General features: G+C 67.9%; 12 protein-coding genes. 4 read left to right on the top strand and 8 right to left on the bottom strand.

Going from position 1 to position 16,769, the window contains the following annotated elements:
- Nucleotides 1-170 precede the first annotated feature (170 nt).
- Nucleotides 171-629: an iron-sulfur cluster assembly accessory protein gene (locus OXG33_11380; protein MCY4114519.1), complete on the top strand. Its 459-nt coding sequence runs from the start codon at nucleotides 171-173 to the stop codon at nucleotides 627-629.
- Nucleotides 630-827: 198 nt separating this feature from the next.
- Here the strand turns inward: OXG33_11380 and rhaD are convergent, their stop codons facing one another.
- Both rhaD and OXG33_11370 read right to left on the bottom strand, forming a co-directional pair.
- Entirely contained in the window at nucleotides 828-2,831 is a 2,004-nt protein-coding gene (gene rhaD, locus OXG33_11375) for a bifunctional rhamnulose-1-phosphate aldolase/short-chain dehydrogenase (GenBank protein ID MCY4114518.1), read from the bottom strand.
- 51 nt (nucleotides 2,832-2,882) lie between these two features.
- Nucleotides 2,883-3,686, bottom strand: coding sequence for a competence/damage-inducible protein A (locus OXG33_11370; GenBank protein ID MCY4114517.1), 804 nt, complete (start codon nucleotides 3,684-3,686; stop codon nucleotides 2,883-2,885).
- A 386-nt stretch (nucleotides 3,687-4,072) separates the two neighbouring features.
- On the opposite strand from OXG33_11370, the gene OXG33_11365 reads away from it, so the two are divergent.
- On the top strand, nucleotides 4,073-4,879 hold the full coding sequence (locus tag OXG33_11365) for a class I SAM-dependent methyltransferase (protein ID MCY4114516.1): 807 nt from the start codon (nucleotides 4,073-4,075) through the stop codon (nucleotides 4,877-4,879).
- A 4-nt stretch (nucleotides 4,880-4,883) separates the two neighbouring features.
- On the opposite strand, the gene OXG33_11360 is transcribed toward OXG33_11365, so the two are convergent.
- Entirely contained in the window at nucleotides 4,884-6,050 is a 1,167-nt protein-coding gene (locus OXG33_11360; GenBank protein MCY4114515.1) for an LCP family protein, read from the bottom strand.
- 165 nt (nucleotides 6,051-6,215) lie between these two features.
- On the opposite strand from OXG33_11360, the gene OXG33_11355 reads away from it, so the two are divergent.
- Together OXG33_11355 and OXG33_11350 are read left to right on the top strand one after the other, a co-directional pair.
- Nucleotides 6,216-7,199 (top strand): Gfo/Idh/MocA family oxidoreductase, encoded by a 984-nt coding sequence (locus OXG33_11355; GenBank protein MCY4114514.1) that lies wholly within the window; start codon nucleotides 6,216-6,218, stop codon nucleotides 7,197-7,199.
- A 26-nt stretch (nucleotides 7,200-7,225) separates the two neighbouring features.
- Entirely contained in the window at nucleotides 7,226-7,975 is a 750-nt protein-coding gene (locus OXG33_11350) for a phytanoyl-CoA dioxygenase family protein (protein MCY4114513.1), read from the top strand.
- Nucleotides 7,976-8,128: 153 nt separating this feature from the next.
- Here the strand turns inward: OXG33_11350 and OXG33_11345 are convergent, their stop codons facing one another.
- The 5 genes from OXG33_11345 to OXG33_11325 form a co-directional block, all read right to left on the bottom strand.
- A complete protein-coding gene (locus OXG33_11345) occupies nucleotides 8,129-9,145 on the bottom strand; it encodes an Ldh family oxidoreductase (GenBank protein MCY4114512.1) in 1,017 nt (338 codons plus the stop codon).
- A 144-nt stretch (nucleotides 9,146-9,289) separates the two neighbouring features.
- Nucleotides 9,290-11,524, bottom strand: a complete 2,235-nt coding sequence (locus OXG33_11340; protein MCY4114511.1) for a hypothetical protein — start codon at nucleotides 11,522-11,524, stop codon at nucleotides 9,290-9,292.
- A gap of 657 nt (nucleotides 11,525-12,181) precedes the next feature.
- The gene (locus OXG33_11335; protein ID MCY4114510.1) at nucleotides 12,182-13,399 is read right to left on the bottom strand and encodes a hypothetical protein; all 1,218 of its coding nucleotides are present in this window, start codon (nucleotides 13,397-13,399) and stop codon (nucleotides 12,182-12,184) included.
- Nucleotides 13,400-14,084: 685 nt separating this feature from the next.
- Entirely contained in the window at nucleotides 14,085-15,377 is a 1,293-nt protein-coding gene (locus tag OXG33_11330; protein MCY4114509.1) for an MFS transporter, read from the bottom strand.
- Nucleotides 15,374-16,585 (bottom strand): hypothetical protein, encoded by a 1,212-nt coding sequence (locus OXG33_11325; protein MCY4114508.1) that lies wholly within the window; start codon nucleotides 16,583-16,585, stop codon nucleotides 15,374-15,376. Before OXG33_11325 ends, OXG33_11330 begins: the two co-directional genes overlap by 4 nt.
- Nucleotides 16,586-16,769: the final 184 nt, after the last annotated feature.

Genomic DNA, 16,769 nt, shown 5'->3' with positions numbered 1-16,769 from the left:
CAGGTGATCCTAGAAGACCTGCACCCAGGATTCGCATCGCCGAGACTTGTGCGCACGCTGTCCTGGCTCTGAGCGGGCTGCGCCACCCCGGCTCGGCTCGCCGCCAAGCGTCCCTCGTGCTAGCTTCGGGGGAAGGCTGCGAACGCCCCGCATTTGAGGAACGACGCACCATGAGCGCAGTGCAGACCGACGGCCGCATCTCGCTGCCGATGGATGGCCCGGCTGACGAACCAATCGGGCTGCCGATGGCTGTCCCGCCGCCGCCCTCGCCCGTGGCGGTGACCGATCGCGCGGCGCGCGCGTTCGGCGAGATCCTCTCGGAGCGTGGTCACACCCAAGGCGCGCTCAAGGTCGCGGTGACCGGCGGCGGCTGCGCGGGCTATGAATACGCCATGGCGCTGGCCCACGAGCCGGAGCCGACCGACATCACGGCCCAGTCGAACGGCGTCGAGGTCTACATCGACGGGCATACGGCGCACCTGATCGCCGGCGCCGAGATCGACTTCATCGACAGCATGATGGGTCGCGGATTCTTGGTGCGGAACCCCAACGCCCAGACGACCTGCGGCTGCGGCAGCTCCTTCAACACCGACGGAGCCGGAGTCACCGCGGGGGCCTGCGGCAAGTAGCGGCGGTCGGGCGCGCGCGTCGGCTGGCTCACCCTCGACATAGCCTGTCACGCGGCCTTTCCGTTTCCATGTAGGGGCGCCCCTTGTGGGCGCCCGCTCCGCCGGTGACCAGGGCAGCCACAAGGGCTGCCCCAACAGTGGCGGACGGTGACGCCGAGATTCCCAAGAGGTAGAGAGATCCGAATCGGCTACGGCGCCCTAGCGAGGAAACGCGCCACGCAGCCCGCCGTCCACCGGGATGACGGCCCCCGTTGTCTTGGCGGATCGATCCGACGCGAGAAAAGACACGGCCTCCGCGACGTCCGGACCCGTCACGCGCCGCCCCAGCAGGTTCCGCTGCGCGTAGAACGCTTCGAGGTCCTCGACGTCCACGCCGTGCGCGGCGGCCCTCCCCGCCCGCAGGTCGGCGTCCCATAGCCCGGAGCCTTCGAACACGGCGTCGGGATTGACCATGTTGACGCGGATGCCGTCCGGGCCGCCCTCCACGGCGAGCACGCGTCCAAGCTGAAGCTGGGCCGCCTTGGCGGCGCTGTAGGCGCCAAACCCGGCGCCCGGGTCGAGCGCGTTCTTGGTGCAAATCAACACGATGCTGCCGCCAAGTCCCTGGGCTCGCATCTGGCGCAGCGCGGCGCGGCAGACCAGGAAATGCCCGGTCGCGTTGACGTCCAGGCTGCGCTGCCAGGTGTCGAGCTCCAGGTCGTCCAGCGGCGCGGCGGCTGCGATCCCGGCATTGGAAATCACGATGTCCATGCCGCCCGCGTGGGTGGCTGCAGCGGCGAAGGCCTGTGCCGTCTCACGCTCGCTCGTGACGTCGAGCGGCAACGCGCGGGCTCGATCGCCTTCGGCGGTGATGGCCTCGGCGACGGCGTTCGCCGCTTCGAGGTCGACGTCGGTGACGAACACATACGCACCGTCCGCCGCCAGCGCCTGCGCGATGGCCCGCCCGATGCCGCTTCCGGCCCCGGTCACCAGCGCCATGCGACGGGCCAGCTCCCGCTCCGCCGGCGCGCGGGTGAGCTTGTACAGCTCGAGCGGCCAATACTCCATGTCGTAGAGATCGTTCGCCGGCAGGGCGTGATAGGTCCCGATGGCGCTGGCGGCCTCGATGACCTCCATGGTGTGGCGGTACATGTCGGCCACCATGCCGGCCTCGTCCCAGGAAGCGCCGGTGGTGAACATTCCGACGCCGGGCACGAGCACCACGCGCGGCGCGGAGTCGTGCTGGAATGCCTCGGCGCCGCCGTGCTCTCGCGCGTAGCGCTCGTAGGCCGCGCGGTAGCCAGTCACCGCGTCGCGCACGCCCTCGGAATCGGTGGCGCGCAGCACCAGCGGCAGCCGCTTGGTGCGCAGCACGTGGTCGGGCGTGACCGGGCCTTGCTGGGAAATCTGCTCGAGATCGGGCCGGTCGACGAAGGCGCGCACGCGGGGCGAGCCGTCGTAGCGCACGATGACTCGTCGTTTGGCTGAGAGCGCGCCGCGCAGCGCTGGCGCCAGCTTTGCCGCGGCGGCCTCGTCGCCGGGCGCGCTGCCGCGCGCCGGCAGGTGCGGCCGCACAGAGTCCTCGGCCAGGGCTACCAGCTCGATGTGGCGCTCGTAAGACTCGCGCGCCGACGCGCCGAACGTCACCAGCCCATGCATGTCAAGCACCAGGCCCTCGACGCCGGGATTCGCGTCGTAGACGTCGGCGGTGAGTTGCGCCAGCTTGAAACCGGGCAGGATGTAGGGCACCACCGCCACCCGGTCGCCGTAAACCTCGCGCACGAGGCGGTGGCCGTCCGGCTGGTTGGTGAGGGCCAGCACGGCGTCGGCGTGCGAGTGGTCGACCCACGCATCGGGCAGGAACGCATGGAGCAGCGTCTCGATCGACGGCCGGGGGGCAGCCGGATCGAGCGAGCTGCGCGCCAGGTAGGCCAGCATCTCGTCGTCCGACATCTCGCACCGCGGGCGCAATGCGTGAAGGTCGTCCAAGTGCAGGCGCGCGAAGTCGCCGGGCTCGATGGTGCGCAAATCGGACCCACTGCCCTTGATCGCCAGGGACCGGCAAGAGCGTCCCCGGTGGTCGTGGTCGTCGAGCTTCACGGACGTGTTGCCGCCGCCGTGCAGCACCAGCGCCGGTTCCGCGCCGATCAGCCGCGAGGTGTAGACCCTGAGACCAATCGGATCGAGGCCTCGCGCGTCGTCGTCGGACCAGCGGGATTGCATGTGAACGCGACCGGGGTTTCGATCAGGCGCGGGCAGTCTACTGCGAGGCGACTACGACGCGGCCGGCGCCTCCAGGGTCACCGTCTTGCCGGAGGCGGCGGCGACGGCGCAGAACTCGTCGTAAGCCTGCTGCAGCAACTCGTTGGGCGCCGCGCCGTCCGTGCTGCGCACGACGATGTCAACCGGCAACCCCTCTGGATTCGACATGCCGACGTAGGCCTTGAGATAGGCGGACGGAATCCGGCGCATGACCGACTGCATGAGCGGCGACGTTTCCGATTCGTGGGCGTCGATGAATACGCGCAACCGCGCCGACTGGCCGGCGAACAGGCGCTCGACGACGGGCTGGATGTGGGCGCTGAAGCAGCCCTGGACCTCGCGCGGCGGTCCCGGCATGCACCAGATGCTGGAGTCTTCGACCTGAACCATGAAGCAGGGCGCCCAACCCACCGGATTGAGATGCACGCGAGCGGCGGCCGGCACGGTGCCCATCTTCAGTCGCGGCGGACTTGAGGCCTCTTCCAAGCTGATGCCGCGTCGCCGGGCGTAGTCCTCCAGCACTTCACGGGGCGTGTGTACGCCGCAGCCGGCCAGCGCTGACACGGCCTCGACCGTCAGGTCGTCGGGCGTGGGACCCAGGCCGCCCGTGGTGATGATGACGCGAGCGCGGCGGTCGACCGCGGCCCGCAGCTCACCCGTGAGCGCGTCAAAGTCGTCGGCCAGCGCGGTGATGCGCCGCACGTCGCCCCCGGCCACGGCCACCTCGCCGGCGATCCAGTGCGAGTTGGTGTCCAGAATCAGCCCGGTCACGAGCTCTGTGCCGATGGCAAAAATCTCAACGTCGTCGTTGCGCACGTGCGGTGATCTGACAAACGGCCCGGTATTGTACGGTCGCGCCAGGGTTGAGCGGTCGGAGGCAGCGACCTTCACCCTCACCCTAACCCTCTCCCATCAAGGGAGAGGGAACCGGATCGGCCACGGGGCGAATGTGCATCGAGTGGTCAGCCGAGGAGGAGACTGTTGCGTAACCCTTGGTCATTCCGGCGGAGGCCGGAATCCAGTCCGGTCCAACCTGGACGCGTGCTGAATGCTCGGCGTCGAGCGGGCTTCAACCCCGCCCCTACCCAATTCTGCAAGGGTCGAAGGAGTGGACTCCGCGCAAAGCGGCTCAAGCTGAGTCACTGTTGGGATTCGCGTGTGGCTGCCGCTTTCGTTACCCGTCGCTGCCGGACCGCGCCCTGATGGCGTCCGACTGGTATGCCTTTCGCGGATTCGACCCCGAGATGGTCCGCGACGCGCGAGCTTGGTATGCCCAATTCCTGCCTTCCGAGGGACGAATCCTCGACATCGGCTGCGGGCGCGGCGAATTTCTGGACGTGGCGGCCGCCGCCGGATTGGAAACGCACGGCGTCGACCTGGACGGAGCCATGCTGGCGCACGCCGCGGCTCACCATGTCGTCGAGGCCGAAGCGCTCGACTTTCTCCAGGCGACGCCAGAGACGTTCGACGTGGTGAGCGCGCTGCATGTCATCGAGCACTTTCCGGTGGAGGAGGGCGCGGCGCTCGTGCGGCTTGGCGGAAGCCGCCTCGTCCCCGGTGGATCGTTGATCGTGGCTACGCCGAATCCCGGCAGCCTGCCGACGATTGCCCACGAGTTCTGGAAGGACCCGACGCACGTGCGGCCTTACGACGTGGAGCTGCTCGAGTTCCTGTGCCGGGACGCGGGACTCGAGGTGCAAGCGTCCGGGGTCAACCCGACGTCCGCGCGGGGCCTGCCGGTGACGCTCGGCGATCTTGACATAACGGAGGATTCTTCACCGGAACGCAAGGCGCAACCCGACGAAGACCGCGTGACGCGTTGGGTGGGCGGGCGCGTGGCGCGGTCGCGCTATGCGGCGGACCTCGAAGCGGCGCTGCATGCGGTGAGCGCCGAGCTGCGACACACGCGCGACGAGTTGACGCGGGTGGCCGCCATTCTGCGCCGGGCGCTCGAGGTGGCCTACGAGCCGTCCGAAATCTATGTCGTGGCTCGCCGGCCCGAGGAGTGAGCCGCTAGGGCTCCAGGTGCTGCCGGTCGGCGAACTCGGGACTGGCGGCAGTGCCTTCCATCGCCGGCAGGGCCTCACCGTTGCGGATCAGCTCGGCGGCGTAGGCCTGGATGAGGGGCACGTTGGGTTCGAGCACGTAGGCGCCGTTTTCGGCGATAACCGTGCGCGACAGCCCGCGATCGAATCCGACCGCGCCCTGAACCACGCGCGAGGAGTCGATCGACAACGCAAGCTTGAGCATGGAGGGCACCAGCTCAAACGGCACGTCGGTCTTGAAGGTGTCGCGCAGTCGCTCCAGGAAGTTGGGCCACTGAAGAATCGTGCGCGGCGTCAATAGCTGATCCCGCAGCGCGAGGAGAATCTGCTGTTGCCGCTGATCGCGGGCGATGGCTCCGTCCTGATGGCGCGATCGCGCGTAGCGCAGCGCCATGTCGCCGTCGAAGTGGTTGACGCCGGCGGGGATGTACAAGGGCTCGAAGCCGGTGTCGGTGGCGTTGGGATAGCTTTCGTCGTAGATCGTGGTGCTCACGTCGACCTCGACGCCGCCAAAGAAGTCGACCAGCCGCCGGAAGCCGTAGAAGTCAAACACCATCACATAGTCCACCTTGATCCCCATGATCTCTCCCACGCGCTGTCGGAGGACATCGGGACCCTCGGCCTGGTAGACGGAGTTGATGCGGTAGGGGTCCGTGCGGCAGTTGGCGATGCACAGATCGCGCGGAATGGAGATCAGGGCCGCGGAGTTGTTCGCAGGTTCGATGCGGGTCAGCACCATGGCGTCGGTGCGACCGCTGGCCTCTCCGGGCCGCTGGTCCAGTCCCAGCAGCAGCAGCGAGAACGGCCGATCGCCGGGCCAGGTCTGGATCAGGTCGAGCGGATTGGGCTGCTCAACCTGTTCGGCGGGCGAGGGCGGCTCGATGTCCACCTTGACCGCCTCGGTCGGCGCGGAAGTTGCCGCCGTGACTGCAGAGGTAGGATCGGGGGCCACTGTCGGTCGCGCCACGACGGTGGGGGTTGATTGAGGCGCGGCCGTGGCAGGCTCGGCACTGTTGCTGCGCCAAACGAACAGCCCGATGACGCCGATGACCACGAAGACCGCCAACGAGGCGCTGAGGCTGATGATCTCGGCGCGGTGGAGCCGCTTGGCGAGCCGCTCGGAACCGTGGGGCATGCGCAATTCAGGCATTATGTCGAATTGTGGCGCCCACTATACGACAGGAATTGGCCGCGGTGGGTGCGCACGACGTGAAATTCGCAAAGCATGGACTGTCTCGCGCGATAGATCGCCATAGACCGGCATGACGTTACGCGCGACTCGCCCGAATTGGTGACGACGGTGGCGGGTCCCTTGCAATTGGCTCTTATTGGGTGTGGCGCAATGGGCGGCCGCCTGGCCCGAGCGGTGGCGCGACGCACCGACTGCCGCCTGGTGTGGTGCGTCGATCGCAATCTCGAGGTCGCCCGGCGGATCGCCGCCGACATTGATGGCGCGCAGGCCGACGACGACATCGACGGGGTGCTTCACCGGACCCAGGTCCAGGCGGTGCTGATTGCTACGCGACCCGACTCGCACGCGCAACTGGTCGCGGCGGCGGCCCGCGCCCGGAATCACGTGTTCGTGGAGGCGCCGCTGGCGACCAAGCTGCCCGACGCGTTGCAAGCGCATGCGGCGGTGCGCGGGGCGGGCGTGGTGGCCGGCGTTGACTTCGCGTTGCGCGCGGCGCCGGGCGTCGAGGTGGTCCGGTCGGCGGTGCCGGGACCGCGGACGGTTGTGATGCACGCCACGGTCGACTCGTTGGCCGAACGCTGGGAAGGCGAGGCCCAGCACGGCGGCGTGCTCGGTACATTCGGCAGCCACGCGTTGGACATGGCTGCCCATCTGTCCGGCTCGCGTCCGCTGCGGGTCTATGGAACCGGTGGTCGCTACGTGCGCCGCTCGGGGCTGCCGGACACCCTGACGGCGACCATCAAGTTTGCCGGCGGCGGCGTGGGGCAGGTGGTGGTTGGCGAATTCGGGTGCTCCGAGCGCGGGGGAACCTATTCGGGCGCGATGGACGACGGGTCGCGCCGCGCCGAGCTTTGGAACGACTTGACGCAAGCTCGCGTGTTCGAAGGCGAGCGAGTAGTGGCTGAGACGCCGGAGCCGGTGGTTGGTAGAGACGGCTCCACCGCGATGCTGGACGCATTCCTTGACGCCGCGCGCGGCGTTGGGCGGCCCCTTGCCGACAGCGCCGACGGCGTGCGCGCCGTCCAGTTGGCCGACGGGCTCTACGAGGCCATGCGCCTGGGCCGCGCGGTGGAACTGGAGCGGGTAGCCTAACGGGCGGCTACCCCGACGGAGCGGCGATGCAACCGATTCCCAGCGTGCACGAGCTCTTCATGCACGTGTGGCGGCTCGAGCACGTCGGTTACACGGCGGTGCCCAACGCCGTCAGCCCCGAACGCCTGGGGCCGATTCGGGAACGCTTCGACGAGTTGATCGCCGATTACGAGAACGTTCCCAGCGCCGTGGTGGACGGCGCGTCGACTTCGGTCAAGGGCGTCGGGTCGATCGACCTGCACCGCTTCTTCGAGCTCGATCCGTTGTTCGAGGACTTCATGGACCTACCGGCCGTGCTGCCGATCGTGCAGGCGGCGCGGAACCACGACGTGGTCCTCTTGTCGAGTGGAATGGGCAACTATCGGGCGCCCAACTCTCCGGCCGCGACGCTGTGGCACCGCGACGGCGGGCCGTACATGCGGCTGACGATCTACTTGGACGACGTGACCGAGGAAGTCGGCCCGACGGCGGTGGTCCCCGGCAGCCACAATGACCCGAATCGCCCGCCCCCTTGGGCCAATCACGACAATCAGCCGCGGGCTCTCCCGGGCATGGTGCCGCTCACCGCGCCCGCGGGCACTTGCCTCATCAACGACACCAACATCTGGCACACGGCCATGCCCAACCGCTCGTCGCGCCCGCGCCGCCTGGTGTGGGTGGTCTACAAGTGGTCCACGCAGGTCTACGAGGTCCGCCCCGAGTGGTATCACTCGCCGGAGTTCATCGCCCGCCAGACCGATCCCGTGCGACGCGCGTTGCTGGGGTGCACGGACTGAGGATTCGGGGTAAGGGCAGGATTCAGACCTCCCCTTGAGGGGCCGCCGGCCCGGCTTTTGGAGTCCGTGTAGGGGCAGCCCTTGTGGCTGCCCTTCGGTGATCGCTGGCCAGCCTGCCGGTCGCGGTCGTCCCACGCGTGGGACGCGCCCGTGTCAGCCGCCACGCTCCCACGGCGTATCCATGCCCAGGTCGTCCGCCAACGCCTCCAACTCCCGCCGATGCTCCTCCCCAACCGGAATGCCCTCAACCGCATACCGCCGCGCGCGCTCGGCCTCTGGCGCTCCGGCAAATTGGGCCTTCGGAAACCCGGGCAGCGGCGCCAACTCCGCAATGCGCTCCGCCAGCACGTCCATCTGCTGCCGGAACTCCGCCGGGTCCAGGAACAGGTCAATGCGGAACATCATGAACGCGGCGGCCTGGTGCGCCGAGGAAAATCGTGGCGGCGCCGCGTCGCGCTCCTGCGGCACGCCGGCCAGAACGCCGCCCCACGCCTGCGCGATGTTGCCCAGGCCGATGCAGCGAAAGATCGTGCCGGGGATCCAGTCCTCGAGCTCCTCGCGGCGCGGCGACGAGCGCAGGTCGTACACGGGCGAGAAGTCCACGACCAGCGGGTCGGCGTCGCCCGCCGGAGCGCTGAAGCACATGGGCGACCCGACCGCCGAGCTGTAGACCGGCATGCCCGGCTCGATGTCAAGCCGCGCGCCGCCGGTGACCAGGCACAGCAGGTCGTGCGGCAGCGTCATGCGGGCGTAGATGCCGGCGGCGCCGATGTGCCCGTGATTGCGGGTGACGGCCACCGCGACGCCGACTTCGCGAGCCTTGGCGATGGCACGCTCGGTCGCCAGGTGAGCGGCGAAATACCCCAGCCCCCCGTCGCCGTCAACGACCAGGCTCACCGGCGTCTCGCGCGTGACGCGCGGCTCGGGCGCCGGATTGAGCCGACCCCTGCGAAGCTCGTCCGCGTAGTGGGCGAGCATCCGCGTCCCATGCGAGTGCACCCCGCGCAGGTCGTTGCCCGTCAGCAACTCGGCCAGTAGACCGGCCTGCGCGTCCGGCAGACCCACGGCCAGCGCCGCCTCGCACACGAAGACCCGCAACCGCTCCGCCGGCACCGAGACGTACCGCACCGGCGGCAGGTTCAGCTTGTAGACGGGCGGGATGGCGGTCATCGGTCGATTCGGCCGACTGGCCAGGGTCTGTGAGTGCCGTCCCTAATGGGTCTCTCGCAACGAGACCTACCGCACGTAGTGCGACGCCCAAAGCGACACGCCACTCTCACGCTCGACGATGACATCACCAGGTCACTCGATGCGCTATCGCTGATTGCATGCTGGCAGGCCGAGGGCGCGGCGATCTCCGAGCCGCCACTCGGGGATCCCCCGTGGAATGCATCCGGTCAACTGGTTGCCGGCCAAGTCGAGGGTCGCGTTGAGGCGACCAAGCGCCTCTGGAACCTCGCCCGTCAAGGCATTGCCGGAAAGCCCCAGCGTCCCCAGATTGGTGAGTTGGCCGAACTCCGCTGGGATCGTTCCCACCAACTGGTTGTTGTCGAGCCTGAGCAGATCCAGGTTCGCCAGCTGGCCTAACTCCGGCGGGATCGGTCCTGTCAACTGGTTGCTGGTGACGGTCAAACTCCTCAGGTTCGCTAGAAGGCCCAACTCCGGCGGAATCGGCCCCGTGATCTGGTTTTTGGTGAGATTCAAGTCGGTGAGGTTTGTCAGCTGGCCTAGTTCTGGTGGAATCGGCCCCGCCAGCTGGTTGCCATAGAGGATCAACTCGCTCAGGCTACCCAGTTGGCCCAACTCCGCTGGGATCGGCCCCGACAACTGGTTATAGAACAGGATCAACCTGGTCAGGTTGCCCAATTGGCCCAATGCTGGCGGAATGGGTCCCGCCAATTGGTTTCTGGCGAGGTCGAGCAGTGTCAAGTTCGCCAGCTGGCCCAGCTCCGACGGAATCGGTCCATTCAACTGGTTGGTGTTGAGGCTCAGGCCGGTGAGGTTGGCCAGTTGGCCCAGTTCCGGCGGGATCGTGCCAGTCAGTTTGCTCGTGTAGAGAAACAGCTCCTGCAGATTTGTCAGCCGGCCCAATTCGGGGGGAATCCCGCCGGTCAGCTCGCTGCGCGAAAGGCTTAATGTGCGTAGGTTGGTGAGCTCAGCAAGTTCCGCCGGGATTCGGCCTCTCAGACCTCCGGCGATCTTGAGGACCCGCAGCTGGGAGAGCTTGCCGAATTCCGGCGGAATTGGGGCTCCAGGCCGCGAGTAGTAGGAGTGATCGTAGGAGAGGTCCAGCACTCGCAACTGCGACATGTCACCCAGCGCACGGGGTAGCGTCGCCGTCGGCACCAGCCCGCCGAGACTAAGCCCCGTTACCCGCCGTGGCGTGCCTGCCACCGTCACGCCCAGCCACTGGGTTATCGGGATCCCTGGCACCCAGTTCACGAGCGCGCTGCCAAACAACGTGTCCCGCAGCTCCAGCAGCACCTCGCAATCGCGCACCAATCCTGAGTTTTCCGCAGGCGCGTCAATCATGAACCCCGTGGCGCATGCCGCCTGACTCGCCTGCACATCCTCATGTCCGGACTGCGCTGGGATCAGACCGCCGATCCCTGCCAATACCAGGACCCGTGCATCGCTGCCGTCGGGTGCCACAGTTTGCACGACTGGGCCGTTCTCGGTGTTAAGGATGGCGATCCGCGAGCCGTCCGGCGACCAGGCCGCCGCGTACCCGAGGAGGGGCGCCTCGTTCACTGGAGCGCCATCCAAGCTGACCACGCAGATCCCACCTCCGCACGAAAACAGGATCTTCGAGCCGTCGGGCGACCAGGCCACAGTCCCGATCCACGCGCGGGAGGGGTCCGGCTCGCCATAGCGGGGCTGCCAGCCCCTGATTGTCGTCACGCGCTGGGCGTCCGAACCGTCCGACGCGATTGTGTAGAGCGCGACCTCGGCGCCGTCAGGCTTCGCAAAGGCCAGGCGTTGCCCATTCGGGGACCACGATGGGTAGCTGTCCGTTTTCGTCAGCCGTCGCGGCGCCCCTCCGTCGACAGTAACCGTGTAGAGCCACACTGCGGATTCAGGGTCTTGTCGGACATACGCGAGACTCTTGCCGTCGGGCGACCACTGGAGAGGCTGAAACAGATTCACAAACCCGTCCCGCACCATCGCCACGTTCGAGCCATCAGGCGCCATGGTGTAGAGGCGAAGAAAACTGGTGGAGTGCGGGTTGGAGGCGGACGCATCGCGATTGTCGTTTGACAGATACGCGATGCGCGTGCCGTCCGGCGACCATGCCGGGTAGTTGTCGAAGCGCGCGTTATTTGTCAGCCGCTGCGGCTCCGAGCCGTCGATTCGGGCACGGACGAGTTCGTGGTCGAAATTGAGCAGCTCGGGATTAGGCTCGACCGACACGATGCGAATGATCGGATTGCCCTCGACATCGGTCTCGTGCCGGGTCGACGGTGTGTAGGTGAATTCTGGATCTGTGGGATAGGCGCAGGTGGAGTAGACAACCTGCGTCCCATCTGGGGACACATCGACTGCGGTCATCGGGCCCGTTACTTCAAGCTGCCTGAGAGCGGATCCATCCGGCGTCACCCAGACGACGTCACCACCGCGGTTGAAGACAATTGCTGACCCGTCTCCGCTCCACCGGACAAAGGCATCGCTTGCTCCTGGTAGTCCGCCGAAACAAGGCGTTCGAACTCCCAAGTGCCGGTCGATCTCTTCTCGAATGATCCGGGGGGTGGGAGTGGGTGACGGTGGCGGCGCAGTCTCCGCAGGCGACGGTGCGAATACCGGCGTACGATTCGCCGCCATCGTGCGCGGCGATGTCGCGGTGCTTGACGCGTCAGGCGCGTCTGGCCCGCAGCCGGCAAGGCCGAGCATAACCACCAGCGCGGCCAGGAGGGCGCAGGCGGCGCGCAGAGCCCTGAGTTGGCTTCTCACGGGTCCGCCTCCCGCATGCGCTGGCGTTGGCTGCCGAGTGCTCCAAGAGATACTACGCGCGGGTTGGTGGAATCGTTCCATGAGCGGCGCGGCGAATACCGCCAGCCGGCTGAGAAGGTTCAGCGGAATCTGGAATCCGGCCCCGGATCGAGCCCGGGGCCGGCTGTGCGCCGGAATGACGGTCACTGGGCGGTGCGTTTGGGTTGTTCACCCACGGCCGATCCCACGCTGCACGCAGCGCGGGCCACCGGCCGTACATCACGTAGGCGGCCGCGAGGCGATCTCCGCCTGACGTGCGGCCATCTCGGCTTGTCGTAAGTCGTCCGCGCTCTGGAGACGGTCCTGCCTATCCTGCACCACCAGCATCCGCACGTCAGATCCGTCGGGAGCCAGGGTTTGCACGAACGGGCCGTCCTCGTTGCTGAGGATTGCGATGCGCGAGCCGTCGGGCGACCAGGCCGCCATGCCCCCGGCCAGCACTGTCGGACGTATCTCTGCCCTGCTGGTCGGCGCAGGGAAGACATCGCCCTCGGCCGACGACGTCTCCTTGGACGGCGGCACCTCTCGCGCCGGAGCGTCGTTGAGGTCGACCACGCATATTCCACCGCACGAATAAAGAATCTTCGAGCCGTCTGGCGACCACGCCACAATTGGGACCCAGGTATGTGAGAGATTCGGAGTCTGATGCGAACTCCACCACGAGCCCCACCCGCCGATCGTCGTCACCCGTTGGAGGTCGGTCGCATCCGCCGCGATGGTGTAAAGCGCCAGTCCGGCGTCATCCAGCCTGGCAAACGCTAGGTGTTGGCCGTCCGGCGACCACGATGCACCGCTTGCGGCGTCCGACAGCCGAAGGAACTCCCGGCCGCTCTGCGTGGGTATGAGGTGTAGCGCCCACCGCCTGTTTCCCGATTGGCTGCGATCCTCCTGCTCGTTCGCGAACCCCGTGACGGCCAGCCAGCGCCCGTCCGGTGACCACGAGGGAGGTTGTGTGATCACGAAGTCGAAGCCGGTACCAAGCCTTTGCGGCTTGGTGCCGTCGGCCCGCATGATGTACAGGCGGGTTGTCCGGTGGCGTGAGGGCACTGGTCTGTCGACCGAGACCCACTCGCTGGAAACATAAGCAATGTGGGAGCCGTCGGGGGACCAGGTTGGGTAGCTCTCGAAAGCCGCGCTGGTGGTGAGCCTTTGACGCTGGGTGCCATCAATGTCCGCAACCACCAGTTCGTGCCGATAGTCCCAGCCGTCCGGCTGCGGTCCCGCCCCCGGCCGCGGGTACTCGCACGTGGCATACACCAGGCGAGTGCCATCCGGGGCGACCTGGAATGGCGTCTCTCGCCCCACCTTGAAGCCTGGGCTCAATTCCCCACACGCCGCGACGAGGCGCCGAAGGCGGCTTCCATCGGCCAGCACCGCGTACACTTCGGCGGCATCGGTGGCGAAGAAAACCTCCTCACCGTCCGGGCTCCATTGCAACGAACTCGCTGGCGGTATTTCTGACTTGTGAGAAGGCGGGTAACAGGGCGATGGCGCCATAGGATGAGCGTCAACGGGTACCTCCTTCACGACTTCGACAACTTTGGTCGGGCTTGGCGTCGCCGTGGGACGCTCGACGGTCGCCGTCTGAGTGGCATTTGGCGTCCCGGTTGGCGAATGAGGGGTCGCTGACTGGTCGATGATCACCTCTTCCGCAGGTGCTGCCGACCAAGCTTCGCAGCCGGCCATACTCAAGCACGCCCCTACAGCAAGAGCGGTTGCTGCGGCCCGAGTCGCACGGACTATCGCCAATCTGGATGCTGATCGAGGGGCTCTCACAGTTTCGCCTTGCCCGCGTTCACGGCGTCGGCTGCCGTGTACTCCATTGGATACTACGCGCGGTGTGGCGAAATCGTTCCCTGTGGTGGGCGGCTAAGAGCGCAGGCGGGTTGCGCGGGCTTAGCGGGGCCTGGATTCCGGCGTTCGCCGGAATGTCGGACGGTTATGGCGCTCCCTGTTGGCGGCCGCCGACCTTCGGTGGCCCGCGCTGCGTGCAGCGTGGGACGGGCCGAGGACGAATCTCCCAGGCGCCACGCCGCCTGGGCCACCGGCCACCGGAGCCCCTCACCCCAGCCCTTTCCCCATGAGAGGGAGCCGGACGGCGGGCGCTTGCGGGGGGGCTACATCACGTAGGCGGCGGCGCCTGCGCGGCGGCCAGCCGGGCGCGGACGACCGGGAGCACCACCAGGCTCAGGCCGAAGAAGATCGCCATCATGGCGAAGACCGCCCGGTAGCCGAACAGGTCCAGCGCGATGCCGGCGGACAGCGTCGCCAGGCCGTCGCCGCCGGCGGTGGCGACGTTTGAGAGGCCCATGTATAAGCCGGGCGCGCGCTGGTCGGGAATCAGGTCGATGGCCACGGCCCAGTCGGCGGCGGTAAAGAGGCCGACGCCGACGCCCAGCACCGCGGCGAAGATCACGACCTGCACGAACGACTGCGAGGTCATGAGCACGGCGGCGGCAATGAGTCCCAGCGCCGCGGCCGTCGCCACCAGCCGCAGCTTGCCGTAGCGGTCGGCCAGCCATCCGGCGGGAACGGTCGTGATGAGCGCCGTCAGCAGCACCGCCGCCAGGACGATGGTGGTCTTGAACTCGGCGTCGCTCTCGGCCAGGCCGCCGTCCACCTGGTCGCCCTTGAGGAATAGCTGGATGAAGTTGTCCATGGCCTGCAGGCCCATGAAGTAGAGCAGCCGCGAGAGCATCAGCCACGCGAAAGCGGAACGCTGGCTCAGCTCGCTCAGCCGCACGCGGACCTCGCGCAAGACGCCTTCGAACGGCGCCTGCTCAGGCGGCCGCTGCTCGCGGACGGCGAACCACGCGGCGATGGAGAACACGGCCAGCACGACCATGATGGTGAGGAGCGCGGGGGCGAAGAAGGGGTTGGGGTCCTGCCCCTCGGCGGCCATGCTGAGCCACGCGCCGGCGACGCCCGCGCCGACCAGCGTGCCCATCAGGTTGGCCAGCCCGAAGAACCCGGACGCGCGACCGCGCGAATCGGTCGGCACCTGGTCGGGGATCACGCCCTGGTAGGGACCGTGGGCGATATTGGCGGCGATCTGCAGCAGCACCATCGCCACGAACAGCAGCCCGTAGTTGGGCGCGTAGGCCACGAACAGCAGACAGGGCATGGCCGCGGCGATTCCCGCCGCCATGATCGGCCGCCGCCGACCCCAGCGCATCCGCACCCGGTCGCTGAAGGCCCCGGCCATGGGCTGGACCAGGATGGCCACGATGAGGCCCACCACCACGATGGCCCCGATGGCGGTGCCCTTGATCTCGTCGTCCACCAGCTCCGGCACCCGCGTCGGCAGCAGCTGGATGTTCATGCCGCCCCACAGGAACGACAGGCCGAACCAGAAGAGGCTGATGCGAACGAGGAAGAACGCGGAGCGGCGGGCAATCTCCGCGCCGCGGCTCATGGCGCTACCGCGGGGCCAAGCGACGGTGACGAGTCGTCACCAAAGCGGAATACAAACAATGTCCGCCCCGAACCATCCACCCACATCACCGCCAGATTAGACGAGTCGCCATCAGCCGTCACGTAGACCAGCGCGTCGCCGTCCGGCGTCCAGACCGGGGCTCGGTCGCCAAGGGTGTATCTGAACTCTGACAGCGGCAGCACGACGACGCCCGTGCCGTCGGCGTTGATGATGGCCACGTGCGGTTGGCGTTCGCGGATGGTGGCGTAGGCCACGCGCGTGCCGTCCGGCGACCAGCGCGGCTCTAGGTCGGCGCCGGCGGCGTCGGTGAGCCGCTGCTCGTCGCTCCCATCGAGCGCGATGGTGAAGAGGTCGAACTGGCCGAAGCGGTCGGCGCTGTACACGATGCGAGTGCCATCGGGCGAGAACGACGGCGAGTTCTCCGCGCGGCCGCTGCCGACGACCAGCGTCTCCTCGCCCGTCTCGACGTCGACGATCCACACGTCCGGGCTGCCGCGGCGCTGGGACTGGAAGGCGATGGTCGAACCGTCGGGCGACCAGGAGGGTCGGGAGTCGCCTGGCCCCTGCGTGAGCGGGCGGATGTTGCGGCCAAGGGAGTCCATCAGCCAGATGCGGAACTCGCCGTCGCGGTTGCTGGCGAAGGCGATAGTCGAGCCGTCCGGCGACCACGCGGGCTGCGCGTCGTCGGCGGGATTGATGGTCAGGCGCCGTTGGCCGGTGCCGTCCGTGGCGATGACGTAAATCTCGAGATTGCGGCCGATGTCGGCCTGGTAGGCGACCCAAAGCAGCGGAAACGGCGTATTCGGAGGGGGCGGCGTCGGGGTTGGGGTGGGCGTCGGCTCGGGTGTCGGCGTTGGCGTGGGGCTCGGTGTGGGCGTTGGCGTTGCAGTCGGCGTGGGAGACGGTGTCGGGCTGGGCGTGGCCGTGGGGGCGGGCGTTGGACTGGGTGTGGGGGTTGCGGTGGCCGTGGGTGTGGGAGGTGGCAGGTTCACCGGAGCCGTCGGCGTGGGACGGGGCCGACCGACCGGCAACTCGGCAGGGAGCGGCGCCGGCGTGGTGGCGACCACCGTGACGCGCTCGATCGGCACGCGAATCACACCCGACGAGCCGCCGTTGCAGGCGCTCAGCAGAATCAGCGCCGCACTCGCCAGGGCTGTGGCCAAGCTCCAGGTCAGGCCGCTGGCCATCCAAGGCGCGGCTCGTGGGAACTGGCAGCGCCGCATTCGCCGGAGTCGGTGCGCCGCCTCAGGGAAATACTGAACAATCCCCCACGCCGCGCCCCGATCCGTTCGTCCCCGTATCAAGTACGGGGCAGGCTCTGAGCTTGTCGAAGGAGCTGTAGAACGGATCGGGGCGCATACACACCTTCTG

It is taken from the genome of Chloroflexota bacterium, assembly GCA_026708035.1.
Classification (GTDB): domain Bacteria; phylum Chloroflexota; class UBA11872; order UBA11872; family UBA11872; genus JAJECS01.
The sequence above is the reverse complement of the archived record's forward strand: the minus strand, read 5'-3'. Positions and strand labels throughout refer to the sequence as shown.

What these genes read in the sequence shown, in the direction of transcription:
- OXG33_11380 (MCY4114519.1), top strand. Translation starts at nt 171, where the DNA reads ATGAGCGCAGTGCAGACCGACGGCCGCATCTCGCTGCCGATGGATGGC.
- rhaD (MCY4114518.1), bottom strand. Translation starts at nt 2,831, where the DNA reads ATGCAATCCCGCTGGTCCGACGACGACGCGCGAGGCCTCGATCCGATT.
- OXG33_11365 (MCY4114516.1), top strand. Translation starts at nt 4,073, where the DNA reads ATGGCGTCCGACTGGTATGCCTTTCGCGGATTCGACCCCGAGATGGTC.
- OXG33_11360 (MCY4114515.1), bottom strand. Translation starts at nt 6,050, where the DNA reads ATGCCCCACGGTTCCGAGCGGCTCGCCAAGCGGCTCCACCGCGCCGAG.
- OXG33_11350 (MCY4114513.1), top strand. Translation starts at nt 7,226, where the DNA reads ATGCAACCGATTCCCAGCGTGCACGAGCTCTTCATGCACGTGTGGCGG.
- OXG33_11345 (MCY4114512.1), bottom strand. Translation starts at nt 9,145, where the DNA reads ATGACCGCCATCCCGCCCGTCTACAAGCTGAACCTGCCGCCGGTGCGG.
- OXG33_11340 (MCY4114511.1), bottom strand. Translation starts at nt 11,524, where the DNA reads ATGACCGCAGTCGATGTGTCCCCAGATGGGACGCAGGTTGTCTACTCC.
- OXG33_11330 (MCY4114509.1), bottom strand. Translation starts at nt 15,377, where the DNA reads ATGAGCCGCGGCGCGGAGATTGCCCGCCGCTCCGCGTTCTTCCTCGTT.
- OXG33_11325 (MCY4114508.1), bottom strand. Translation starts at nt 16,585, where the DNA reads ATGGCCAGCGGCCTGACCTGGAGCTTGGCCACAGCCCTGGCGAGTGCG.